The sequence below is a fragment of the Nocardioides sp. Leaf374 genome, from assembly GCF_916862475.1.
GTDB classification, from domain to species: Bacteria; Actinomycetota; Actinomycetes; order Propionibacteriales; family Nocardioidaceae; genus Nocardioides; species Nocardioides kribbensis.
The window spans coordinates 59294-81868 of the sequence record NZ_CAKASO010000009.1; the positions used below are offsets into that span (position 1 = coordinate 59294).

The window sequence follows — 22575 nt, forward strand, 5'->3', positions numbered from 1 at the left end:
AAGGGGTGCCGCTCCCGCGCACGCCTCAGGCCGGGGCGATCGTGCGCTCGAGGAGGGCCCGGAGCTCGCTCGTGTGGCGCTCCGCAGCCTGCTCGTCGTACATCGAGGTGTCGGCCATCGAGTAGCCGTGCGCGGCGCCGGCGTAGACCTCGTTGAGGTGCGGGCGACCCGCCTCCTGCAGGGTCCGCTCGAGCGTCTCGACGGCCTCCAGCGGCATCGAGGCGTCATGGTCGGCGTGGCCGAGCACGAACTCCGCGGTGGAGGCGGCCACGGCCAGGTGCGGGCTGTCGGGCTCGTCGGTGACCAGTCCCCCGCCGTGGAAGCCGCCGACCGCGCCGACGGTGCCGGGGAACTGCCCCGCGGTGCGCAGCGCGAGCCGCGCGCCCATGCAGTAGCCGATCACGCCGATCGGGCCGTCCCCGGCGTGCTCGAGCAGCGTGGCCACCCAGGCGTCGGCGTCGGGACCCGACCGGTCGGGGGTGAGGGCGGCGATGCGGTCCATGACCCCCGAGGCGAAGAAGGCCTCCCGGGCGCCGTCCTCGCGCAGGTCGCCCTCGGGCTCGAGGTCGGCGGCCGAGCCGTCGCGGTAGAACACGTGCGGCACCAGCACGACGTAGCCCCACGAGGCGATGCGGTCGGCCATGTCGCGGGTCTGGCGGCGCAGGCCGATGGCGTCGACGTACATCAGCACGCCGGGGCGGCCGTCCTCACCGGTGAGGTAGGCCTCCGCGGTGCCGTCGGCGGTCTGGATCGAGAGCGTCTGCTGGGTCATGGCGCCGACGCTAGCGACCGCCAGGTCACCGGTCGGCGCCGACCTAGAGCCAGGCGTCCTCGACGTCGAGGACCGTGCGGTCGAGGCGCTCGAGCAGGTCGAGCTGCGGGTGCACCCGGGGCAGGTCGCAGCGCACGAACCAGCGCGCCGCGTGCCGCTTGCCGGCGTGCAGGTCGCTGTCGCCGTCGGCGGCCATCGCCTGCTGGAGCCACAGCCAGGCGACCACCACGTGCCCCGCCACCTCCAGGTACGCCGAGGAGTTGGCCGTGCTGACCCGGGGGTCGCCCGCCGACCAGAGCGTCGCCGTGACCGCGACCAGCCGGTCGGCCGCGGCCTGCACCGCCGCGGCGTCCTCGGCCAGGTCGCCCCCGCGGGCCGCGGCCGCGTCGGTCGTCTCCCTGATCCGGCGGGCGAGCAGGCGCAGGCCCGCACCGCCCTCGGCGACGACCTTGCGCCCGAGCAGGTCGAGGCCCTGGATGCCGTGGGTGCCCTCGTGGATGGGGTTGAGCCGGTTGTCGCGGAAGTGCTGCTCGACGTCGTACTCGCGGGTGTAGCCGTAGCCGCCGTGCACCTGGATGGCCAGGTCGTTGGCGGCCAGGCACCACTGGGAGGGCCATGACTTCGCGATCGGGGTCAGCACCTCGAGCAGCCGGTGCGCCTCCTCGCGGGCCGCGGGGTCCTCGGCGGTCTGCTCGTCGTCGACCAGACGGGCGGTGTAGAGCACCAGGCCGAGACCGCCCTCGACCCAGGCCTTCATCGTGAGCAGCATCCGGCGCACGTCGGCGTGCTCGACCAGGCGCACCGGCGGCGAGGCCGGGTCCTTGGCGCCGACGGGGCGGCCCTGGGTGCGCTCGCGGGCGTAGGCGAGGGCCTTGAGGTAGCCGGTGCAGCCCAGGGCGGCCGCGCCGAGCCCGACGCCGACGCGGGCCTCGTTCATCATGTGGAACATCAGCGCCAGGCCACGGTGCTGCTCCCCGACGAGGTAGCCCACCGCGCCCGGCTCGCCCCCGGGACGGTGGGCGCCCTCGCCGAAGTTGAGCAGGGTGTTGGTGGTGCCGCGCCAGCCCATCTTGTGGTTGAGCCCGGCCAGCACGACGTCGTTGCGCTCGCCCAGCGAGCCGTCGTCGGCCACCAGGTGCTTGGGCACCAGGAAGAGCGAGATGCCCTTGACCCCGGCCGGCGCGCCCGCGGTGCGGGCCAGCACGAGGTGCACGATGTTCTCGCCCATCTCGTGGTCGCCGCCGGAGATCCACATCTTGTTGCCGCGCAGCCGGAAGGTGCCGTCGGGCTGCTCGGTGGCGGTCGTGGTCACGTCGGCCAGCGAGGACCCCGCCTGCGGCTCCGAGAGGCACATCGTGCCGAAGAACCGGCCCTCGAGCATCGGGCGCACGAAGCGCTCGACCTGCTCGGGGCTGCCGTGGGCGACCAGCAGGTGGGCGTTGGCCTGGGTGAGGAACGGGTAGCCCGCCGTGCCGCAGTTGGCGGCCTGGAACCACGCCGCCACCGCCGAGGCGACCACCTGCGGCAGCTGCAGGCCGCCGAGGTCCTCGTCGAAGGTGGCGCCGGTGAAGCCGCTGGCGGAGTAGACCGCCAGCGCCTCCTCCACCTCGGGGTGCAGGTGCACCCGCTCCCCGTCGAAGCGGGGCTCCTCCTGGTCGTTGCGCTTGTTGTGCGTCGCGAAGTGGCGCGTGGCCACCGTCTCGGCCAGGTCGAGCACCGCGTCGAGGGTGTCGCGCGAGTGCTCGGCGTACCGCTCGCGCGTGAGGAGGTCCTCGACCCGCAGCCACTCGTGCAGTTGGAAGGCCAGGTCGGCGCGGGACATCACCGTCGACGACGGGGTGGTGCTGCGGGTCATGACGACCTCCTGCTCAGAGCTGGCTCTGCACCCCCGCGAGGAGCTGCCGGGCCATGACGATGCGCTGCACCTGGTTGGTGCCCTCGTAGATCTGGGTGGTCTTGGCCCCACCCATGGCCCACCCCATCTGACCTGCGGTTTCTCCGTGGTCGTGTCACACAGAGTCACATAGCGCATTCCTCAGCATGCCGACTCGTTCGGACTGGTGCTGGCAGTGATTGCCCAGCTTCCGGTCGCGCAACACGGGTCAGGGACATGACCGACCAGATCCCAGCGCCTGCATCCGGCTGCTGCCAGCACTACCCCAACCGCGTCCTGCGCAAGCGTGATGAACCGCCCCGGCAAGTCCGGAGACTCCATTCGTTGGGAAGGTTGGAGTCATGTCAGGGAGTACGTCGAAGAGGTACCCGGCCGAGCTGCGTGAGCGGGCGGTCCGGATGGTCACCGAAATCAGGGCCGATCATGAGTCGGAGTGGGCGGCGATGACGAAGGTCGCCGAGCTGCTGGGCGTGGGGACGCCGGAGACCATCCGGAAGTGGTGTCGCCAGGCCGAGGTCGATGCCGGCCAGCGGCCCGGGATGACCTCGGAGGAGTCGGCGGAGCTGAAGCGGTTGAAGCGGGAGAACGCTGAGCTGAAGCGGGCCAACGCGATCCTCAAGAGCGCATCGGTTTTCTTCGCGGCCGAACTCGACCGGCCACAGCGCTGATCGTGGCCTACATCGACGAACACCTCGGTGTCCGCGACGGCGACGGTCTGCGATGGGGTGTCGAGTCGATCTGCGACCAGCTCACCGAGCTGGGCTGCAAGATCGCCCCCGCGACCTACTACGAGCACCGCTCCCGCAAGCCCACCGCCCGCGAGGCGCGGGACGGGGAGCTGAAGCCGAAGATCGCCGCAGTCCACGCCGCGAACTACGGCGTCTACGGTGCCCGGAAGGTGTGGCTGACATTGAACCGTGAACGCGCTGCCGAGGAGCCGCCGATCGCGCGCCGCACCGTGGAGCGGCTGATGGGCGAGATGAACCTGGCCGGTGCGGTGCGCGGGAAGGTCAAGCGGACCACGATCAGCGACCCGAAGGCGCCCAAGCCGCTCGATCTGGTCGACCGCAACTTCGCGCCGCTGGCACCAGATTGCCTGTGGGTCGCGGACTTCACGTATGTCTCGACGTGGTCGGGCTGGTGCTACACCGCGTTCGTCATCGACGCCTACGCCCGCAGGATCCTGGGCTGGTCAGTGGCGACAACAATGACCAGCCAGCTCGTCGTCGACGCGGTCGAGCAAGCGATCTGGACCCGGCAGCGTGAAGGCAAAGACCTGGCCGGTCTGATCGCGCACCACGACCACGGGGTCCAGTACCTGTCCGTGGCCTACTCCGAACACCTGGACGCTGCCGGGATCAAGCCCTCGACAGGAGCCGTGGGCTCGTCCTACGACAACGCCCTGGCCGAGTCGGTGATAGGGCTCTACAAGACCGAACTGATCAAGCCGAGGCGGCCGTGGAAGGGCCTCGACGACCTCGAGATCGCGACCGCCGAGTGGGTCGACTGGTTCAACCACCGCCGACCCCTCGAGTACTGCGACGACCTCACGCCAGTCGAGGCCGAGCAAGCTCACCACGCTCACCACCAGACCCCAGCAATCGCTGGAGTCTCAAACTAGAAGGTCTCCGGACACGCCGGGGCGGTTCATCCAGTACCGAGCACGCGAACGGGGCAGCCCCCAGTCGCAGGCGTCTGCGTTGTTCCGCATCCACCGCACGTCGGCCTGGTGGGTGCGCATCCAGGACACGTCATCGGTGGGGCGCTGCGCCCACGTCATCATCCTTGGGCTCGACGTCCCGGCTGCTGGCTGAGCCGACACGGTGGTGGCCGCGGGGTCAGAGCTGCTCCGGCCGAGGGCGTAGGAGCCACCCATGAGACTCAACAGCACGACGACGACGATCAGGGCTATCCAGCCGCCTCGGCGCATGTGACGTCGGGGTTGGGGCGAGTCAGACATGCTCACCACCTCCACCTTTCATCGTGCCCGTCTCCGCTGGTCGGCGGACGAGGCAGAGGTCCTGCGGGAGTGGGGGCGTCTGTCACTCGTTCCGGGCGCGCGGACCGCGGAGAGGTGCGGACGCAGCCTTGCGGGCTCCGTACCGCCTGTCGGTCGCGGCCGACGCCTCCGGGACAGCTCCGGGGCTTGCTCGTCGGACACCACCACCGCGCGGACGCGTCGTGGGTGCTAACATCGCCGAACCATGATGCCAACGATTGATGCTGCTACCGCTCCCGCGCCTCCCGACTCACTCGAGCGCGCGGGCCTGGAAGCGGCCGGCTGCCTGTTCCACGGCTTGAGCGACCCGAACCGGCTCATCATCCTTCGCCACCTCGCCCTCGGCGAGCACCGCGTCGTCGACCTCATGGCCCACCTCGGGCTCGCGCAGTCGACCGTGTCCAAGCACCTCGCCTGCCTCAAGGACTGCGGCCTCGTCGACTCCCGCCCCCAGGGCCGCGCGTCGCTGTTCTCCCTGACCCACCCCGAGGCCGTCCTCGAGCTGCTCACCGCCGCGGAACGGCTTCTCGGCCTGACTGGCGACGCCGTGACGCTGTGCCCGAACTTCGGCACCGCCACCCGCAAGGACGCCTGATGACCGCCCACGTGCACACCCCCGCCGCGCTCACCGCCGACGACAGGGCGCGTCTCGGTCGTCGCGCCCAGCTCCTCGCCGGCGCGTCCGTGGCCTACAACCTCATCGAGGCGGTCATCGCCATCACCGCCGGCATCATCGCGGGGTCAGTCGCACTCGTTGGGTTCGGACTCGACTCAGTCGTCGAGGTCTCGTCCGGGCTCATCATCTTGTGGCAGTTCCGCCACCGGCTCCCCGAGTCCCGCGAACAGCAGGCGCTGCGCTTGATGGCGCTGTCGTTCTTCGCGCTCGCCACCTACGTCACCTTCGAGTCGGTTCGCGCCCTGCTCGGCGACCACGACCCGGACACCTCGACGGTCGGCATCGCGCTGGCCGCGGCTTCGCTGGTCATCATGCCGTTCCTGTCCTGGGCCCAGCGGCGCACCGGCAAAGCCCTCGGCTCGAACGCGGTGGTCGCCGACTCCACCCAGACGCTGCTGTGCACGTACCTGTCCGCGGTTCTGCTCGTCGGGCTCCTCCTCAACGCGACCCTCGGCTGGTCGTGGGCCGACCCCATCGCGGGCCTGGTCATCGCCGCGGTCGCCGTGAAGGAGGGCCGTGAGGCGTGGCGTGGGGAGAACTGCGGCTGCGGACCCGTCGGCCTCGGCGCAGACGACGACGCCGACGGCTGCTGCGGCGGCGGCACCTGCACCGACGGCTGCTGCACACCCGCCGCCCAAGACGCTGAGCGCGCCGTCTCGGCGTCCGAGGTGTTCGAGATCGGCAGGCGGCCCTGATGTCTCGACCCACGCACAACCTTCCCGGCTCCCCGTCGCTAACCGACGCCGAAACCGAACGCCTGACACGCCGCGGGCTGCGGCTGGCGCAGTTCACGGTCGCCTACAACGTCGTCGAGGGTGCGGTGGCCATCACGGCCGGCCTGATGGCCGGGCTCGTCTCCTTGGTCGGGTTCGGTCTGGACTCCGGCGTCGAGTCGGCCGCGTCTGTGCTGGTCGGGCTGCGGCTCGCGGCGCGGCTGCGGCACGGGGAAGCTGACGAGGCCAAGGAGCGACGGACCCTCAAGGCCGTCGCCGTCACGTTCTTCGTGCTGGCCGCCTACGTCGTCTTCGAGGGCACCCGGTCCCTGCTCGCAGACGAGGCGCCGGAGCACTCGATGGTCGGCATCGTCCTGCTCGCCGCGTCGGTGGTCGTGATGCCGCTGCTCGCGCGCGCCAAGCGCCGCGTCGGCGAACAGCTCGGCGGAGACCCGCTCATCCTCGCCGACGCCGCCGAGACCCGCATCTGCGTCCTGCTGAGCATCTCCACGCTGGTCGGTCTCGGCCTGTACGCCCTCACCGGCGCGGCGTGGCTCGACCCCGTCGCCGGGTTCGTCATCGCCGCGTTCGCCGTCCACGAAGGCCGCGAAGCGTGGGAAGGCGAACTCGTCGAGGACGACGACGATGACGATGACGATGACGAACAGGATGAGGACGATGACTGAACTCGGCAACGACGCGGTCGCCGTGACCGCGCTGGCCATCTACGCGCTCTACCTCGGCGTCGGGCTCGGACTGCGCACCTGGGTGCAGTGGCGCCGTACCGGCGACACCGGCTGGCGAGGCATCTCCGGCAGGTTCGGTTCCCCCGAGTGGTGGGCTGGAGTCCTGTTCACCCTCGCGCTCGTAGCCGGCGTCCTCGGCCCCATCACCGCCCTGTTCGGACTCGACCCGGTCGCAGCCCTCGACGCAGCGCCTGTCCAGCTGCTCGGCGTCGCGGCGGCGGTCGCCGGCATCGCGGCAACGTTCGTCACCCAGCTCGCCATGGGCACCAGCTGGCGCATCGGCGTCGACGAGACCGAAACCACCGACCTCGTCACCGCCGGCCCGTTCGCGCTGGTCCGCAACCCCATCTTCACCGCCATGGCCACCACCGGCCTCGGCCTCGCGCTCATGGTTCCCAACCCCGTCGCACTCTTCGGGTTGGTCCTCCTGCTCGTGGCACTGCAGCTGCAGGTCCGAGTCGTTGAAGAGTCCTACCTCGTGCGCACCCACGGCCAGTCCTACGCCGCCTACGCGGCCACCGTCGGCCGGTTCGTCCCCGGCCTGGGACGCCTGACGCCCGAACCCTCCAACCACCCCGCCACCAACCCCGCCACCAACCCTGCCGACGGCTCGACCGACCGGCCCGCAACCACCGAGAGAGTCGCCTGATGGGCGCCGGACACAGCCACGGACCCGCAGCCGGGCACGCCGGTGGACGGCACCGCTGGCGTCTCGCCGTCTCCTTCGGCCTCATCGCCGTGTTCTTCGTGGTCGAGCTCACCTACGGCCTGATCTCCGGGTCCTTGGCGCTGCTCTCGGATGCTGGCCACATGGCCGCCGACGTCGTCGCCCTCGGCGCAGCGCTCGTCGCCACCCGCATCGCCACTCGCCGCGACACCACCGGGCGCCGCACCTACGGCTCGTACCGCGCCGAGGTGTTCGCCTCCGGCCTGGCCGTCCTGCTCATGCTGGGTGTGGCCGTGTACGTCGTCATCGAGGCGTTCGGCCGCATCGGCGAGGAGGTCACGGTCGAGACCGGTCCCATGCTCGTCGTCGGTGCGCTCGGCCTGGTCATCAACGTCATCGCGATGGTCCTGCTGCGCGGCGGCGCCGCCGAAAGCCTCAACGTCAAGGGCGCCTACCTCGAGGTCGTCGCCGACACCGCCGGGTCCGTCGGCGTCATCGCCGCCGGGCTCCTCGTCGCCGCCACCGACAACTCGTACTGGGACACGCTGGTGGCGCTCGCCATTGGCACGTTCGTTGCCGTCCGGGCGGTCATGCTCGGTCGCGAGGTCCTCGCCGTCCTCGGCCAGCACGTCCCCGCTGGCATGGAAATGGACGACATCACCGCCGACCTCGAGGCCATCGACGGCGTCGACGACGTCCACGACCTGCACGTGTGGACCCTGACCTCCGGCATGCACGTCGCCACCGCCCACCTCGTCGCCCGCGACACCACCACCGCCGCAGGTGTGCTCACCGAAGCACGACGGGTGCTGCGCACCGACCACGGCATCGAGCACGCCACCTTGCAGGTCGAAGCCTCCGCCGACCGCGGCTGCCACGAGTTCGACTGGTAGCAACGCCGTCAGGACCCCTCTGTCAACCTCGGTCCAGGAACGTACGACTCGCGCCCGGCCCTCACCCGACGGTGAGTGCCGCACGGGGCTACTCGAGGGTGAGCTGGGCCCGGTGGAAGTCGTAGTGCCGGGTCGGGTAGCGATACACCTGCTCGAGCGTCATCGCGTCGCCGAAGAACGGGTCCCAGCCGACTGGGAAGTGCATCCGGAGCCTCAGCGCGTCGTCGGACTCCGCATCCAGGCGGCGATGGAGCCGGTCGATGGTGTGGTCGAGCTGCCGCGTCAGCCGGGGGCCGTGGAAGACGAGTGCGCCACCCACGGAGCCGACGTAGTTGACGTAGTGGAACGGTCGAGTGCCGACGTTCAACGCGGCCGCGAAGGCGCGGCTGAACGGCTCGGGAAGTCGTCCGAACAGACGGACCAGGGGCAGGAGGCGGCGCACGAGCAGGTAGCCGAACGCCATGTGCCACAGCATCTGACCGTTGGTCCACCGTGTCCCGTTCGTGCGGCGGCGAAGGTCGACAGCGGTGGCCTGGGACACGACGTGGCGCAGGTCAGCTCGCGCTCGCTCTAGCTCGGCATGGATGCTCTGCCGGTCCGGCGGCTGCCCCTGTGTGGCCACGACCCAGTCTCCCGCGCGATGGCTGCTCACGGAACCGCTGACCGTGACGGGAGGGCAGTGACTCCGCGAGCGGTCGGGCATGCTGGTGGCATGGACGTGGAGCTGCTGGTGGTGACGGAGTGCCCGCACGAAGCCTCTGCCTACGACCTGACCGTGGCTGCGCTCGCCGAGCTCGACGCCTCAGCGTCGGTGTCCGTGACCGTCATCGAGTCCGATGAGCAGGCTCAGGCGCGCGGGTTCACGGGCTCACCGACGTTCCTCATCAACGGCCGGGACCCGTTCGCACAAGCGGGCGCAGCCGTGGGGCTGGCGTGCCGGATGTACCAGACTGCGTCCGGTCTGGCCGGCGTGCCAGGACTCGCCGAGCTGCGTGAGGCACTGCGCCGCTCGATGCACGCATGAGCGCGGCTCACGCCCTCGACGCTGGGTCGCGCTTGAGGCGCAGTGCCACCCACAGCCCGCATCGACGGCAGATGTAGGCGCCGCCGTTCAGGGCGTGCAAGGCGGCCCGCGGCTTGCTTCGCCCGCAACACGAGCAGCTCAGCTGCGTCGGCTCCATACCTGCATGCTCCCACTCCGGGCTGTGGGCTCGCGGCGAGCGCTCAGCCCGTCCGCGGGGCGTACATGATGACCGTCACCCCGACCAGACAAACCAGTGCGCCTGCCACGTCGTACCGGTCAGGACGGAAGCCGTCGAGGGCCACACCCCACAGCAGCGAGCCGACCACGAACACGCCACCGTACGCGGCCAGGATGCGCCCGAAGTTCGCGTCCGGCTGGAGCGTGGCCACGAAGCCGTACAGGCCCAGCGCGATGACGCCGGCACCGCCCCACAACCAGCCCCGGTGCTCCCGTACGCCTTGCCACACCAGCCACGCCCCACCGATCTCCGCGACGGCGGCCAACGCGAACAAGAACAGCGACTTCACGACCATGGACGTGAGTCTCCCAGTCGGTCCCATCGCGACGAGGAGCCCGTCCCCGCCGCGGTCAACCGGTGTCACCGGCCCGTGTCGCGCCCAGCTCAAGCTCGACAGGGCCAGCACCTTCCGGGAAGGCGCAGGCGACCTGCCGCGACCGGGAGCGACGCACCAGGACCCCTGCGATGCTGGCAACACCGACCACGACAGCGAACACGACGTCCGCGAACGCCAGGGTCGCGGCCGTGGCGGCGAACCCGGCGACGCCCAGGAACCCCACGACGGGGGTCGCGCAGCACACCGCGCACGCCGCAGTCGCCCCTCCCCCCAGATGCCGGTCCTTGAACGTCATCGTGAGCCTTCCACGGCGGTGGCGGCCGCGCTGGCCGGGTGGATGGTGATGGCGGTGAAGGGGATGGGGCAGCACTCGGCCGAGGCGCGGGCCAACAGGTCGTCGCATCCGGCGTCGATGGTGGCGGCGAGGTTGTCGCGGATGGTCTCCAAGTCGGTGATGGGGTTCTCGACCTCGATGAGCTTTTCGCGTGCCCGCTGCTGAAGACCCCCATCCACGCGCTTGCCGTGCCGGTGCCGGCCAAGCTCGAGCAGGTCGGCCACCTCGTCCAGTGTGAACCCGCGTTGCTGTGCGGCCTTGATGACGCGCAGCACCGTGACCGCCTCGGCGGGGTAGAGCCGGTGCCCTCCGGGGCTGCGGTCCGGTTCGGCCAGAAGACCCCTACGTTCGTAGTACCGCAAGGTCTCGATCTTCACCTCCGCGGCAGCAGCCACCGGCCCCCGCCGAAAGCCCGCCACTGCGCCAGCATCGCTCGTCATGACGTGGTGCCGAGCGTCGCTCCGGCGCGTTGGACCAGCCCGTCGAAGCCCTCGACGTACGCCGTCGGCACCAACACATCGACCGCCACGTGCCCGTCCACTTGGTCACTGGACACGCCGCGAGGATGCGGGGAGCGTGCGCGAGCGGCCGACGACCGCCTCCTGGGCCGGCGCCGAGGCGTGAGTCGCGCCGTTCGGGCCGGCGCATCCGGGGCATCAGTGGACCTGGAGGAGAACCTCCCAGGTCTGGCCCTCATCGGTGGACTCGTACACGCCCTTCTCGGTGGCTGCGTGCCACCTGCCCGCTACGGCGTCAAGTGCTTCGGCGGGGCCGTCGAGCTGGCCTGCCTTCTGCCACTGGACGGCGTCGGAGCTGGTCATGACCGTGCCGTCGGCGCCGATGCCTACCAGCGGTCCGTCGGGCTGCCAGTCGATGGCCGTGAGCGTTGGCGCCCCGGCTACTGGGCGGGGCTCCTGCCCGTCGGTGGAGCGGACAAGGGCGCCGCGGTCGGTGGTGGCGTAGACGGTGTCCGGGTCGGCGGGATCAGCGGCGAGATCGTAGAGCGGCTGCGTGCTGAGGGTGGTCCAGTTCTTGCGGTCGGTGGTTGTGAGGAGCGACCCGCTCACGGAGTCGTAGGCGTAGATGCGGTCGCCCGCCGGTTCGATGGCGTGCAGGTCGGCGTCGCCGAGCAGCGACACTGTCTCCCACGTCTCGGCGCCGTCGGTGGACTCGATCAGCCCCAAGCTGGCCGGGAGTCGTTCGCGCAGGTCGGGATGGCCGGACCCGAGGAAGTGACCTGGGCCCACCACGGCGAAGCCCATGGTGTCCTGCCATCGGTCGGCGACCCGTTCGGGCGTCCCGTCCTGGCCGACGCGGAAGACGCCGAAGTGGGAGGCCACGTACAAGGTGCCGTCGCCTGGGTCGACGCCGAGGCCGTGCACGTGGCCCAGCGCCGTGTCCTCGGCAGCGTTCGGCGCCCCCGGCGGGGTCGGGCTGTCGTCGGTTCCGCAGCCGGTCAGGACGAGAGCGGCGGCTCCGACGGTGAGAACGGTTGCGGTCATGCGGCGTTGCGGGCGGTGGAACATGACACTCCGGGTGGGGGTGAGTGGGTCTGGGTGAGCGGGTGGTCTACGCGGTTCGGGGACAACCCGGTGGTGCAGGGCGGTCACCCGACATGGGGTGACCGCCCCGCCGCGGACGAGCGCGGATGCTTGGTGCCTCAGGAGCCGAGCAGCGAGTTCATCTTCTCGATCTCGGCCGTCTGCGTGTCCACCACATCACCGGCGAGGTCGACGGCCGGCTTGTACTGGCCGTTCTCCTGCTGCTCCTGGGCCATCTCGACGGCGCCCTCGTGGTGCTCAACCATCATCTCGAGCCACATGTTCTGGAACTCGGCGTCGGAGGCGTTCTCGAGCTCGTCGAAGTCCTCGCCCGACATCATGCCGGGCATGTCGGAGGCCAGGCCGTCCATGGAGTCACCCATCCCACCCATGTCGTGCCCGGCGTTGGAGTGGTCGCGCATCGTCGCGGGGATCTCCTCGTCCCAGTCCTGGAGCCAGTCGCTCATGGTCTCGATCTCGGGGCCCTGGGCCTCGCGGATGTCGTCGGCGAGCTGCTGCACCTCGGGGTCGAGGGTGCGGTCGACGGTCAGGTCCACCATCGAGAGGGCCTGGGCGTGGTGCTGGATCATGTCGGTCGCGAAGGCGACGTCGGCGTCGTTGTGGTCGGTCTCGGACACCTGCGCGGACGTGTTGCCGGGCGCCTCGTCGTTGCCGCACGCGGTGAGCGTGAGTGCCAGGCCGAGGGTCAGGCTGCCGAGCAGCAGGGTGGGCCGGCGTACGAGCGCGGCGGGTCGGGGGTAGCGCATGAGGTGGTTCTCCTGTTCGAGGTCATCAGGGTCAGGCAGGTCGGGTGCGCACCGCTCGGGCAGCACTTGATCCAGGCGCGCGACAAGGTGCAGGCGCAGCAGGGACCGTGCTGGGTCGGCGGGCTACCTGCCTGTCAGCACCTGATGACGGAGAACTGCCACACGGGCGGTGGGCCGGTGCCGCGGACCCGCCGCTGGACCCGGGCGCGTACGGCGGCGGGTGCGAACGTGGCCGGCAGCAGCGGCCGCCGTACGCCGACGGCCAGCAGGACGAGCAGGGTGAGCGCCGCGCCGGCGAGCATGACGACGCACAGCATGGCCATGCCCGCCATGTCGTGTCCCGAACCCGAGCCCCGGTCAGCCTCGGCGCGGACGGCTGTGGTCCCTGTGGCGTGTTCCGCGGCGTGGGCGTCGTGTGAGCTGCTGGCAACCATCTCCGTGGCGTGGGCAGGCGCCGTCATGCCGGTGGCAGCCACTGGCGCGACGGTGGTGCCGTGGCTGGTGAGGGCGTGCATGCCGAGGATGCCGACAACGAGGGCCACGACGAGCGCTGCCAGCGCAGTGGGGACGCTGACGCGCGCAGCCGCCGGCACCCGCAGGGGTCTGCGGGTGCCAGCGGCGGTGGTCGTGGGCGCGGGGCTCATCGGGTTCGATGCTACGGACGGCGGGTTCAGCCGAGCCGTTGGGTGCGCAGTCGCAGGGCGTTGATGATGACGCTGACCGACGACAGGGCCATGGCGGCCGCGGCGATGACCGGGGACAGCAGCCACCCGAACACGGGGTAGAGGACGCCGGCCGCGATGGGGATGCCCGCGGTGTTGTACGCGAAGGCGAGAAAGAGGCCCCTGCGCACATTCGACATGACGGCGTGGGAGAGCTGGCGGGCGTGGGCGATGCCGTTGAGGTCGCCGCGGAGGAGGGTGACACCGGCGGACTCGATGGCGACGTCGGTGCCGGTCCCCATGGCCAGGCCCACGTCGGCGGCCGCAAGGGCGGGGGCGTCGTTGACTCCGTCGCCGGCGAACGCGACGACGCGGCCTTCGGCGCGCAGGCGGTTGACGACGTCCGCCTTGTGGTCGGGCAGCACCTCAGCCTCGACGCGGTCGATGCCGAGGTCGGCGGCAACGGCCTGCGCGGTGACCTGGTTGTCGCCGGTGAGCATGATGACCTCGATGCCCTCCTTGCGGAGCGCGGCCAGGGCGGCGGGGGTGGTGTCCTTGACCTGGTCGGCGATGCCGATGACGCCGGCCGGCTGCCCGTCGATGGCGACGAGGACGGCCGTGGCGCCGCTGCGGCGCAGCTCGTCCGCCGGCCCAGCCAGCTCTGCCGGGTCGACGCCCTGGCTGGTGAGGAACCCGGTCGTGCCGATGAGCACCCGGCGGCCTTCGACAGTGCCGAGGACGCCCTTGCCGGCGGGCGCGTCGAAGTCAGCCACCTCAGGCAGCCTGCCGCTCGACTGGGCCTGGGCCTTCTCGACGATGGCGCGGGCCAGGGGGTGCTCGGAGGCGTTCTCCACCGCGGCTGCGAGCCGCAGCAGCTCGTGGGCGTCGTGGCCGGTGGCGGGGTGGATGGCGGTGACGGCGGGCTTGCCTTCGGTGAGGGTGCCGGTCTTGTCGACGACGACGGTGTCGACCTTCTCCATCCGCTCGAGCGCTTCGGCGTTCTTGATGAGGACACCCATCTGGGCGCCGCGGCCGACGCCGACCATGATGGACATGGGTGTGGCCAAACCGAGGGCACACGGGCAGGCGATGATGAGGACGCTCACCGCGACCACGAGGGCGTGCGCCAGTTGGGGGTCGGGTCCGACGAGGGCCCAGACGACGAACGCGAGCACGGCGATGCCGATCACGGTGGGCACGAACACCGCGGAGACCCGGTCGACGATGCGCTGAATGGGGGCTCGGGAGCGTTGCGCCTCGGCGACCATGTTCACGATGCGGGCCAGCATCGTGTCGCGGCCCACCGCGGTGGCGCGCACCAGCAGCGCGCCGGTCTGGTTGAGGGTGCCGCCGATGGCGTTGTCGCCGGCGTGCTTCGTCACCGGCATCGACTCGCCGGTGACCAGCGACTCGTCGACGGCGGAGTTCCCGTCCTCGACGAGGCCGTCGACCGGGACCTTCTCGCCGGGGCGCACGCGCAGCAGGTCGCCGAGCTGGACCTGGTCGAGGGTGACTTCTTCGTCGGTGCCGTCGTCGCGGATGCGGCGGGCGGTCTTCGGGGAGAGGTCGAGGAGCGCCTTGATGGCACCCGAGGTCGCCTCGCGGGCGCGGAGCTCGAGGACCTGGCCGAGCAGGACGAGGGTCGTGATGACGGCGGCCGCCTCGAAGTACACGTCGACGGCGCCGTCGGTGCGGAAGGCGTCGGGGAAGATGCCGGGCGCGACGGTGGCGACGACGCTGAACAGCCAGGCGACGCCGGTGCCCATCGCGATGAGGGTGAACATATTCAGGTTCCGGGTTCGCACCGATGCCCAGCCGCGGACGAAGAACGGCCAGCCGGCCCACAGCACCACCGGGGTGGCGAGGGCGAGCTGGATCCACGTCGACCCGGTCGCGGAGACGTTGTCGTGCAGCCACGGGACGAGGTCGCGGCCCATGCCGAGGATGAGGACCGGGATGGACAGGGCGACGCCGATCCAGAACCGACGGGTCATGTCGCGCAGCTCCTCGGAGGGCCCCGCGTCAGCGGTGACCATCACGGGTTCGAGGGCCATGCCGCAGATCGGGCAGGTGCCCGGCCCGTCCTGCCGGATCTCGGGGTGCATCGGGCACGTGTACTCGACCACCTCGGCACCGGATGCGGCCGGAACCGGCTGGCTGGGTGCGCTGCCGGGGGCGCTGTTGGACGCGTGGAGGAACGCCTCCGGGTCCGCGAGGAACCGGGACCGGCAGCGCTCGGAGCAGAAGTGGTGGGTGACGCCTTCGTGCTCGGCGACGTGCTCGGTCGTGGCGGGGTCGACGTCCATGCCGCACACGGGGTCCTTGACCGCTCCGCTCTGAGCGGTGACGTGGTGCTGGTGGCTGCTCATGACTCGATGATACCCCCTGGGGGTATGTTCGCAACCCCCGACTCGGTGGTGGGCGGGTGAGGTGTGGCGAAGCGGTCGGGGTCGCCGGCGTACTCGCGTTGGCACCCGTCGGAGCAGAACCACACGGTGCGTCCGAGCCGTTCGAGGCTGGGCCCGGTCGGCTCGACGGCCACGACGCTCAGGCGGGGGTGGATGAGGCGATGAGCGCCATCACCAGGCTCGTCCGTTCGTGACAGACATGCGTCCGCGCCGGGTGGTGGAGGCCTGACCGAAGAGTTGTGGACCCCGGTCAGGCCTCCAGACGCGAGAGAGATCAGCGGGCCACGTTGCCGACCAACGGGAGAGCGAGAAGCGCACGCAGGAGTGTCTGCGCGGCGCGCCATGCGTCCCGCTGCCCCATGGCCGAGCCCTCGAAGTCCGGGACCGGTCGCTGCTCGGCCTCCTCCGGAGTGGTCGCCGGGCCGTTCTCCTCGATGTCCTGGACCAGCCAGTCCATCTCCTTGATCTCCTTGCGCTGCGCGGCGGTGATGCCGTCGGCCAGCTCGCGCACCCGGACGTCCTCGATGCCCGCCCTCTCGCTGGTCAGGATGGCGATCGAGTGGTGCGGGATCATCGCCTTCATGTAGCTCTCGTCCTCGACGAGCGCCTGCGAGCGGGACAGATAGAGCGCCGTGCCGCCGAGAAGGAGCGCGCCCACGACGATGGCCACGTTCACCGTGCGGTTGCGGTACATCATCCCCCACATGAAGGCCAGCATGATGAGCGCCATCGCCGCGCCCATGAGCAGCGCCATGTAGAGGCGCTCCTCGCTGAAGCGGACATGGTCGGCACTGAAGGCGTTCGTGTACGTGAGTGCGAACATCACGACAGTGGACGTCGCGATCATCAGGCCGAACCTGAGGTACATCTTCGCCTCGTGCCGTCCCCGTGGTCCTCACCGCTGTCGCTCGTGTTGTGGTCCTCGTGCTGGTGGTGGTGCTGGTCGTCCTGCTGGTGCTGAGTCATGGTCGTCGGTCCTTCCAGTCTGTGAGCCGCGCAGCGCGTGAACGGCGCGCCCGATGGCCGGACCCCGTGGGGCCCGGCCATCGGCCGGTGCGGTCGGTTCTCAGCCGATGGCGGCCAGCAGGCGGTTGCAGGCGTCCTCGCAGCGGCGGCAGGCCTCGGCGCAGATGCGGCAGTGCTCGTGCATCTCGGCGTGCTGCTCGCACTCCTCGGCGCAGGACTTGCACGCCTGCGTGCACGCTTGGAGCACGGCCCGGGTGATGTTCGCGTCGTAGCCGGTGTGGCGTGACAACACCCGTCCGGTGGTCTCGCAGATGTCGGCGCAGTCGGCGTTCGTGCGGATGCACTTGGTCAGGTCGGCGACCATCTCCTCGCTGAGGCACGCATCGGCGCACGCGGTGCACGTCTGGGCGCACTCCACGCATGCGGCCACGCACTGCGCCAGGAGCTCGCGGTCGGCGTTGATCTCGGCGGGGTAGGTCTTCATCATCTCGGTGATCGTGCTGGACATTGTCTTCTCTCCGTCTCTCGTTGGTGTGGACCTGCTGTACGGGTGTGCGTAGTGGCGTCACGGCCAAGCCGTGGCGCAGGCGAACGCACCAGCCCTCAGGTCCGGATCACCGGAGAGAAGCGAGGCGGATCTCGGGGCGGAGGGCCCCTGAGCACGCGCGCGAGCCAGGAGGCGGGAAACGTCAGCCGCGGTGACAGTGCTGCAGTCGCGTGTGTTGACCCAGGCCACCATCCGCGGCGATGCAGAAGCACCGCAGCGGCACACAAGATCGCCAAGCAGGCGCCGAACAGGTGAAGCGTGTGAGCGGCAGTGCCGCCGTCGTCGCTGCTGTGGTCGGGCCGGACGGTCAGAACCTCGCCAGCGGCCAGCCGGGGGTCCGTCGGCACGGTCAGGCTGTCGGCTCCAGGGGCGGTGCCGGACGTCGCGGACCCGGAGGCCGACATGCCGACATGGCGCGCGAACACGTCATCGCCGGAGGCCCCCATCAGGACGAAGAGCGAGGCCATCACGCACGCAACCAGCCACCCATGGGGCGGCTCCAAGGACATCGTCTTGTGCGCGCGCATCAGCAACACCGTACCCAGTCGCCGTCCTCACATGCCGATCCGCCGGAACGGCGGCCGGCCGGCGCTCGTGCTCGTCGTCGAGCAGGATCACGGTCGCGGACGTGTCACACAAGCGACACACAGACCGTGCGGACGGGTGCGTCTCGGTGCTTGAAGATGCCGAACTCGGCCATTGTCACGTCGCGCCTGTCTGGCACCATGGCCACAGGAATCGCCGCTTTGGACCGCAAACCCGCAGGTCAGAGCTGTGACTGAACCCCTGCAAGGAGCTGCCGTGCCATCACGATGCGTTGGACCTGGTTGGTGCCCTCGTAGATCTGGGTGATCTTCGCATCGCGCATCATGCGCTCGACGGGGTAGTCCTTGGTGAAGCCGTAGCCGCCCAGCACCTGCACGGCGTCGACGCAGACCTGCATGGCCACGTCGGAGGCGAAGCACTTGGCCGCGGCGCCGAAGAACGTGAGGTCGGCGTCGCCGCGCTCGGAGCGGCCGGCGGCGGCGTAGGTCATCTGGCGGGCGGCCTCGATCTTCATGCCCATGTCGGCGAGCATGAACTGCAGGCCCTGGAACTCCGCGATCGCCTTGCCGAACTGCTCGCGCTCCTTGGCGTACTGCAGCGCGTAGTCGAGCGCGCCCTGGGCGACGCCGACGGCCTGGGCGGCGATGGTGACGCGGGTGTGGTCGAGGGTCTTCATGGCGGTCTCGAAGCCGGTGCCCTCGGCGCCGATCATCCGGTCGGCGGGGATGCGCACGTGGTCGAGGTAGACCTCGCGGGTCGGGCTGCCCTTGATGCCCAGCTTCTTCTCGGGGGCGCCGAAGGAGACGCCCTCGTCGGACTTCTCGACGACGAAGGCCGAGATGCCCTTGGAGCGCTTCTCGGGGTCGGTGACGGCGAGCACCGTGTAGTACTCCGACTCCCCCGCGTTGCTGATCCACCGCTTGGTGCCGTTCAGCACCCAGTCCTCGCCGTCGCGCACGGCCTTGGTCCTCATCGACACCGCGTCGGAGCCGGCCTCGGGCTCGGAGAGGCAGTAGGAGAAGCCGCCCTCGCCGCGGGCCAACGCCCCGAGGTACTTCTTCTTCAGCTCCTCCGAGCCGGCGATCTGCACCGGCAGCGAGCCCAGCTTGTTGACGGCCGGGATCAGCGAGGCCGACACGTCGGCGCGCGCCACCTCCTCGATGACCAGCACGGTCGCGAGGGCGTCGGCACCGGCGCCGCCGTACTCCTCGGGCACGTGGGGGGCGTGGAAGTCGGCGGCGAGCAACGCGGCCGCGGCCTCGTGGGGGTAGCGGGCCTGCTCGTCCACCTCGGCGGCGTGGGGGGCGACCTTGGCGTCGCACAGGTCGCGCACCGCCTCGCGGATCGTCTGGTGCTCCTCGGACAGGGCGTAGAGGGGATAGTTGGACGTCATAGCATCCGAGGTTACTCGGAGGTAGGACGCACGTGCACCCCGCGACCTAGGCTGGCGGTGTGACCTCCGACGCCCCCCTCCCCGGCGCCCCCCTGACCGGCGACTGGCAGCACGCCGGTTCGGTCGACCTCATGCTCGACGCGTGCGACACCTGGGCCGTCGTCGGGCTCTCCGGCGACCCGAGCCGTACGGCGTACGGCATCGCCCACCTGCTCCAGCAGCGCGGCAAGCGGATCGTGCCGGTCCACCCGGCCGCCGCCGACGGGCGTCTCGTCGTGCTGGGCGAGCCCGCCTGGCCCACCCTCGCCGACGTGCCCTTCGCCCTCGACGTGGTCGACGTCTTCCGTCGCTCGCAGTTCGCCGGCGAGGTGGCCGACCAGGCGGTCGCCGTCGGGGCGCGCGGGGTGTGGCTGCAGCTCGGCGTGGTCGACGAGGCGGCCCTGCGCCGCACCCGGTCCGCCGGCGTGGCCATGGTGATGGACACCTGCCCGGCCATCGAGTGGCGCCGGCGCGGCTCAGCCGTCTGAGGGGCCGTCTGAGGGGCCGGCTGAGGGGTCGGCTGAGCGCCCGCGCACGAGTCGGGCGGCCCCCTGGGAGGCCAGGGAGACCAGCTGCTCGAGGGGGCCACGGCGCCCGGCCGCGGCGTAGAGCGCGCCGATGCCGAGCAGCACGAGGAGGTGGGCGGGGTAGGCCGAGGACTCCTCGGGCGGCCACAGCCGGTCGGTGCGCAGCAGCACGTGCAGCGAGTAGAGCGTGAGCACCATCGTCCCGGCGCCGAAGACGATGCCGACCGCGCGACGCGCGACGTCGAGGCCGTGGCGCACCAGGGTGGCGTCGAGGAGCAGGCACAGCCCCAGGACCAGGCCCGCGCTGCCGATGGTCTGCAGCAGGTCGAGCGTGGTCGAGCTGTGCGGCGCCGCGGCCACCAGCCAGCCCGGCTCGCCGGGCGGCGTCGTGCCGAACATGCCCCCGGCGGCCTCGTCGAGCTGCGCGGCGGTGAGGTCGGTGCGTGCCACCAGGGCCCCGGCCAGGACGCTGGACCCCACCGCGAGGGCCAGCCCGCCGAGCGCGACCGCCGTCCCGACCGCGCGCCGGGCGAGGTCGAGACGGCCCAGGGCCAGCCCCACCAGCACGTAGGACAGCCAGGGCACCGCTGGGTAGTAGCCGGTCCACAGCAGCTCGGCCGACAGCCCGGTGGGATCCGCCACCAGCTGGGCGAAGGTCGGGCTGGCGACGCCGCGCGGGGCGAGCTCGGCGCGCAGCACGTAGGAGAAGAGCGGCGCCGCCGCCACCCAGGCGGCGGCCAGGCCCAGGAGCGCGGGCGGGCGGAGCCCGAGGAAGGGCAGGGCCAGCAGCAGCAGCACGGCGTAGTAGGTGAGGATCACCGCGAGCCCCGAGTCGGGCTGGCCGAGCGCGAGCCCGAGCAGCCCGATCAGCACCGCGCGGACCACGATGCCCGTCGAGCGCGCCGCGCGCTCGCGCCCCTGCACCGGCTCGCGGCGCCCAGTGGTCAGCGCGAGGCTGACCCCCAGGAGCACCGCGAAGAGCGCCGAGGCCCGTCCGCCGGCCAGCCACTGCGCCGCGCTGAGCGACCCGTCGGGGTCGCGCGGGTCGACGACGTGGGTCGCCACCATGCCGACCAGGGCCAGGCAGCGGGCCACGTCGACGCCGAGCAGGCGCCCCGCGCCGTCCCCCGACCCCGGCACGGTCGGGTCAGAAGCCGAGGCGACGGGGGGCGGCCTCGCGGCGCACGACCTCGCCCTTGGCGTGGGCCGCGGTGCGCAGCTCGGCCTGGAAGTCGCGCATCCGCTGCTGCAGCCGCGGGTCGGTCGCGGCCAGGATCCGCACGGCGAGCAGGCCGGCGTTGCGCGCGCCGCCCACCGCGACGGTGGCCACCGGCACACCGGCGGGCATCTGCACGATGGAGAGCAGGGAGTCCATGCCGTCGAGGTACTTCAGCGGCACCGGCACCCCGACCACCGGCAGCGGCGTGACCGCGGCGAGCATGCCGGGCAGGTGGGCGGCGCCGCCGGCGCCGGCGATGATCACCGACAGGCCGCGCTCGTGGGCGCGGCGGCCGTAGTCGAGCATCTCCTCGGGCATCCGGTGGGCCGAGACCACGTCGGCCTCGTGCGGCACCTCGAACTCGGCCAGCGCCTCCGCGGCGGCCCGCATGACCGGCCAGTCGGAGTCGGAGCCCATCACGATGCCGACGCGCGGGGCGGGCCGCCCGGTGGCAGGACCGGTGGGGGTGCCGGTGGGGGTGCCGGTGGGGGTGTCGGTCACGGGTCTACTCGCTCTCGTTGCCGAGGTCGCCGCGGAACCAGGCGGCGGCGTGCCGCGCCCGCTCCAGGCAGTCCTCGAGGTCGTCGCCGTAGGCGTTGACGTGCCCGACCTTGCGCCCGGGGCGCAGGTCCTTGCCGTAGAGGTGCACGCGCAGGTGGGGGTCGCGGGCCAGGGCGTGGGGGAAGCCGTCCCACAGCCGTCCCACCTCGGTGTCGTCGCTGCCGAGGATGTTGACCATCACCGTCCAGCGCGCGCGGGGGGCCGGCGAGCCCAGCGGCAGGTCCATGACGGCACGCAGGTGGTTCTCGAACTGGGAGGTCACCGCGCCGTCCTGGGTCCAGTGACCGGTGTTGTGGGGGCGCATGGCCAGCTCGTTGACGAGGATCCGCCCGTCGTTGGTCTCGAAGAGCTCCACGGCCAGCACCCCGGTGACGCCGAGCTCGCCGGCGATGCGCAGCGCGATCTCCTGCGCCTGGCCGCCCAGCTCCGGGTCGAGGTCGGGGGCGGGGGCGACCACCTCGTGGCAGATGCCGTCGCGCTGGGTGGAGGCGACGACGGGGTAGGCCGCGGCCTGGCCGCTGGGCGAGCGCACCACGAGGGCCGAGAGCTCGCGGCGGAAGTCGACGAGCTCCTCGGCCAGCAGGCCGACGCCGCCCTCGGCGGCGGCGCGCAGCGGCTCGGCGCAGTCCTCGAGCGACCGCACGAACCACACTCCTTTGCCGTCGTAGCCACCGCGGGTGGTCTTGAGCACGCAGGGCAGGCCGAAGGCCTCGACCTCGTCGGGGGAAGCCACGACGGCGTTGCGCGGGCACGGGACGCCCAGCTCGGCCAGGCGCGTGCGCATCACGGCCTTGTCCTGGGCGTGGACGAGGGCGTCGGGGCCGGGTCGCACGGCGACGCCGGCGGCCTCGAGCGCGTGGAGGTGCTCGGTCGGCACGTGCTCGTGGTCGAAGGTCACCACCGGGCAGCCGTCGGTGACGCGGCGCAGCGTGGCGAGGTCGCGGTAGTCGCCGACGACGTGGTCGGGCACGACCTGCGCGGCGGAGACACCCTCGGCCTCGGCGAGCAGGCGCAGCGGCAGACCCAGGGCGATGGCGGGCTGGGCCATCATCCGGGCCAGCTGGCCACCGCCGATGACGGCGAGGACGGGAGCGGACTGGGGCACG

At 71.4% G+C, this 22575-nt stretch carries 25 protein-coding genes; 8 read left to right on the plus strand and 17 right to left on the minus strand.

Annotation, left to right across the window (positions count from 1 at the left end; genetic code table 11):
- Window positions 1–25: 25 nt before the first annotated feature.
- Window positions 26–772 carry a dienelactone hydrolase family protein gene (locus tag LPA27_RS06430; RefSeq protein WP_228941917.1) on the minus strand — a complete coding sequence of 249 codons (747 nt, stop codon included), beginning with the start codon at window positions 770–772 and terminating at the stop codon, window positions 26–28.
- 43 nt (window positions 773–815) lie between these two features.
- Window positions 816–2627 (minus strand): acyl-CoA dehydrogenase, encoded by a 1812-nt coding sequence (locus tag LPA27_RS06435; protein WP_056863939.1) that lies wholly within the window; start codon window positions 2625–2627, stop codon window positions 816–818.
- A 380-nt stretch (window positions 2628–3007) separates the two neighbouring features.
- Between LPA27_RS06435 and LPA27_RS06440 the strand changes: the two genes are divergently transcribed.
- The 6 genes from LPA27_RS06440 (at window position 3008) to LPA27_RS06465 (ending at window position 8360) form a co-directional block, all read left to right on the plus strand.
- Window positions 3008–4287, plus strand: a protein-coding gene (locus LPA27_RS06440; RefSeq protein ID WP_228941918.1) for an IS3 family transposase whose coding sequence is annotated in 2 segments (ribosomal slippage) — window positions 3008–3296 and window positions 3296–4287 — 1281 coding nt in all. Because the reading frame shifts where the segments join, the coding sequence is not laid out codon by codon here.
- Between the two features lie 586 nt (window positions 4288–4873).
- Window positions 4874–5260 carry an ArsR/SmtB family transcription factor gene (locus LPA27_RS06445; protein WP_056864589.1) on the plus strand — a complete coding sequence of 129 codons (387 nt, stop codon included), beginning with the start codon at window positions 4874–4876 and terminating at the stop codon, window positions 5258–5260.
- Window positions 5260–6036 (plus strand): cation diffusion facilitator family transporter, encoded by a 777-nt coding sequence (locus tag LPA27_RS06450; RefSeq protein WP_056863927.1) that lies wholly within the window; start codon window positions 5260–5262, stop codon window positions 6034–6036. Before LPA27_RS06445 ends, LPA27_RS06450 begins: the two co-directional genes overlap by 1 nt.
- Window positions 6036–6740 carry a cation diffusion facilitator family transporter gene (locus tag LPA27_RS06455; RefSeq protein WP_228941919.1) on the plus strand — a complete coding sequence of 235 codons (705 nt, stop codon included), beginning with the start codon at window positions 6036–6038 and terminating at the stop codon, window positions 6738–6740. Before LPA27_RS06450 ends, LPA27_RS06455 begins: the two co-directional genes overlap by 1 nt.
- A complete protein-coding gene (locus LPA27_RS06460; RefSeq protein WP_228941920.1) occupies window positions 6700–7449 on the plus strand; it encodes a methyltransferase family protein in 750 nt (249 codons plus the stop codon). The genes LPA27_RS06455 and LPA27_RS06460 overlap by 41 nt, the downstream gene beginning before the upstream one ends.
- Complete coding sequence (locus tag LPA27_RS06465; RefSeq protein WP_056863925.1) at window positions 7449–8360, plus strand: cation diffusion facilitator family transporter; 912 nt, start codon at window positions 7449–7451, stop codon at window positions 8358–8360. The genes LPA27_RS06460 and LPA27_RS06465 overlap by 1 nt, the downstream gene beginning before the upstream one ends.
- Before the next feature lie 88 nt (window positions 8361–8448).
- Here the strand turns inward: LPA27_RS06465 and LPA27_RS06470 are convergent, their stop codons facing one another.
- Window positions 8449–9012, minus strand: coding sequence for a DinB family protein (locus LPA27_RS06470; RefSeq protein ID WP_228941921.1), 564 nt, complete (start codon window positions 9010–9012; stop codon window positions 8449–8451).
- Between the two features lie 60 nt (window positions 9013–9072).
- Between LPA27_RS06470 and LPA27_RS06475 the strand changes: the two genes are divergently transcribed.
- On the plus strand, window positions 9073–9384 hold the full coding sequence (locus tag LPA27_RS06475; RefSeq protein ID WP_056863923.1) for a hypothetical protein: 312 nt from the start codon (window positions 9073–9075) through the stop codon (window positions 9382–9384).
- Between the two features lie 200 nt (window positions 9385–9584).
- Here LPA27_RS06475 and LPA27_RS06480 read toward each other — a convergent pair whose 3' ends face one another.
- The 11 genes from LPA27_RS06480 to LPA27_RS06530 form a co-directional block, all read right to left on the minus strand.
- Window positions 9585–9917, minus strand: coding sequence for a YnfA family protein (locus LPA27_RS06480; RefSeq protein WP_056864588.1), 333 nt, complete (start codon window positions 9915–9917; stop codon window positions 9585–9587).
- Window positions 9918–9972: 55 nt separating this feature from the next.
- Window positions 9973–10254 (minus strand): hypothetical protein, encoded by a 282-nt coding sequence (locus LPA27_RS06485; RefSeq protein ID WP_056863922.1) that lies wholly within the window; start codon window positions 10252–10254, stop codon window positions 9973–9975.
- Complete coding sequence (locus LPA27_RS06490; RefSeq protein WP_228941922.1) at window positions 10251–10733, minus strand: MerR family transcriptional regulator; 483 nt, start codon at window positions 10731–10733, stop codon at window positions 10251–10253. Before LPA27_RS06490 ends, LPA27_RS06485 begins: the two co-directional genes overlap by 4 nt.
- 216 nt (window positions 10734–10949) lie before the next feature.
- Window positions 10950–11819, minus strand: a complete 870-nt coding sequence (locus LPA27_RS06495) for a F510_1955 family glycosylhydrolase (protein WP_056863920.1) — start codon at window positions 11817–11819, stop codon at window positions 10950–10952.
- A gap of 134 nt (window positions 11820–11953) precedes the next feature.
- Window positions 11954–12601, minus strand: a complete 648-nt coding sequence (locus LPA27_RS06500) for a DUF305 domain-containing protein (RefSeq protein WP_056863919.1) — start codon at window positions 12599–12601, stop codon at window positions 11954–11956.
- A 134-nt stretch (window positions 12602–12735) separates the two neighbouring features.
- Complete coding sequence (locus tag LPA27_RS06505) at window positions 12736–13245, minus strand: DUF6153 family protein (protein WP_156697852.1); 510 nt, start codon at window positions 13243–13245, stop codon at window positions 12736–12738.
- Window positions 13246–13271: 26 nt separating this feature from the next.
- A complete protein-coding gene (locus LPA27_RS06510) occupies window positions 13272–15632 on the minus strand; it encodes a heavy metal translocating P-type ATPase (protein WP_267477184.1) in 2361 nt (786 codons plus the stop codon).
- 313 nt (window positions 15633–15945) lie between these two features.
- Window positions 15946–16539, minus strand: coding sequence for a DUF305 domain-containing protein (locus LPA27_RS06515; protein ID WP_056863917.1), 594 nt, complete (start codon window positions 16537–16539; stop codon window positions 15946–15948).
- 198 nt (window positions 16540–16737) lie between these two features.
- Window positions 16738–17145 (minus strand): four-helix bundle copper-binding protein, encoded by a 408-nt coding sequence (locus LPA27_RS06520; RefSeq protein WP_056863916.1) that lies wholly within the window; start codon window positions 17143–17145, stop codon window positions 16738–16740.
- 95 nt (window positions 17146–17240) lie between these two features.
- A complete protein-coding gene (locus LPA27_RS06525; RefSeq protein WP_156697851.1) occupies window positions 17241–17711 on the minus strand; it encodes a hypothetical protein in 471 nt (156 codons plus the stop codon).
- Window positions 17712–17950: 239 nt separating this feature from the next.
- The gene (locus LPA27_RS06530; RefSeq protein WP_056863914.1) at window positions 17951–19123 is read right to left on the minus strand and encodes an acyl-CoA dehydrogenase family protein; all 1173 of its coding nucleotides are present in this window, start codon (window positions 19121–19123) and stop codon (window positions 17951–17953) included.
- Between the two features lie 59 nt (window positions 19124–19182).
- On the opposite strand from LPA27_RS06530, the gene LPA27_RS06535 reads away from it, so the two are divergent.
- The gene (locus tag LPA27_RS06535; RefSeq protein ID WP_228941923.1) at window positions 19183–19650 is read left to right on the plus strand and encodes a CoA-binding protein; all 468 of its coding nucleotides are present in this window, start codon (window positions 19183–19185) and stop codon (window positions 19648–19650) included.
- Here the strand turns inward: LPA27_RS06535 and LPA27_RS06540 are convergent.
- From LPA27_RS06540 to LPA27_RS06550, 3 genes are read right to left on the minus strand one after another with little or no spacing between them, the layout of a single operon-like run.
- The gene (locus LPA27_RS06540; protein WP_056863913.1) at window positions 19639–20829 is read right to left on the minus strand and encodes a heparan-alpha-glucosaminide N-acetyltransferase domain-containing protein; all 1191 of its coding nucleotides are present in this window, start codon (window positions 20827–20829) and stop codon (window positions 19639–19641) included. The two genes, LPA27_RS06535 and LPA27_RS06540, sit on opposite strands and share 12 nt — an antisense overlap.
- A gap of 7 nt (window positions 20830–20836) precedes the next feature.
- Window positions 20837–21409, minus strand: a complete 573-nt coding sequence (gene purE / locus LPA27_RS06545) for a 5-(carboxyamino)imidazole ribonucleotide mutase (RefSeq protein ID WP_416383229.1) — start codon at window positions 21407–21409, stop codon at window positions 20837–20839.
- Window positions 21410–21413: 4 nt separating this feature from the next.
- Window positions 21414–22574, minus strand: a complete 1161-nt coding sequence (locus LPA27_RS06550; protein ID WP_267477185.1) for a 5-(carboxyamino)imidazole ribonucleotide synthase — start codon at window positions 22572–22574, stop codon at window positions 21414–21416.
- Window position 22575: the final 1 nt, after the last annotated feature.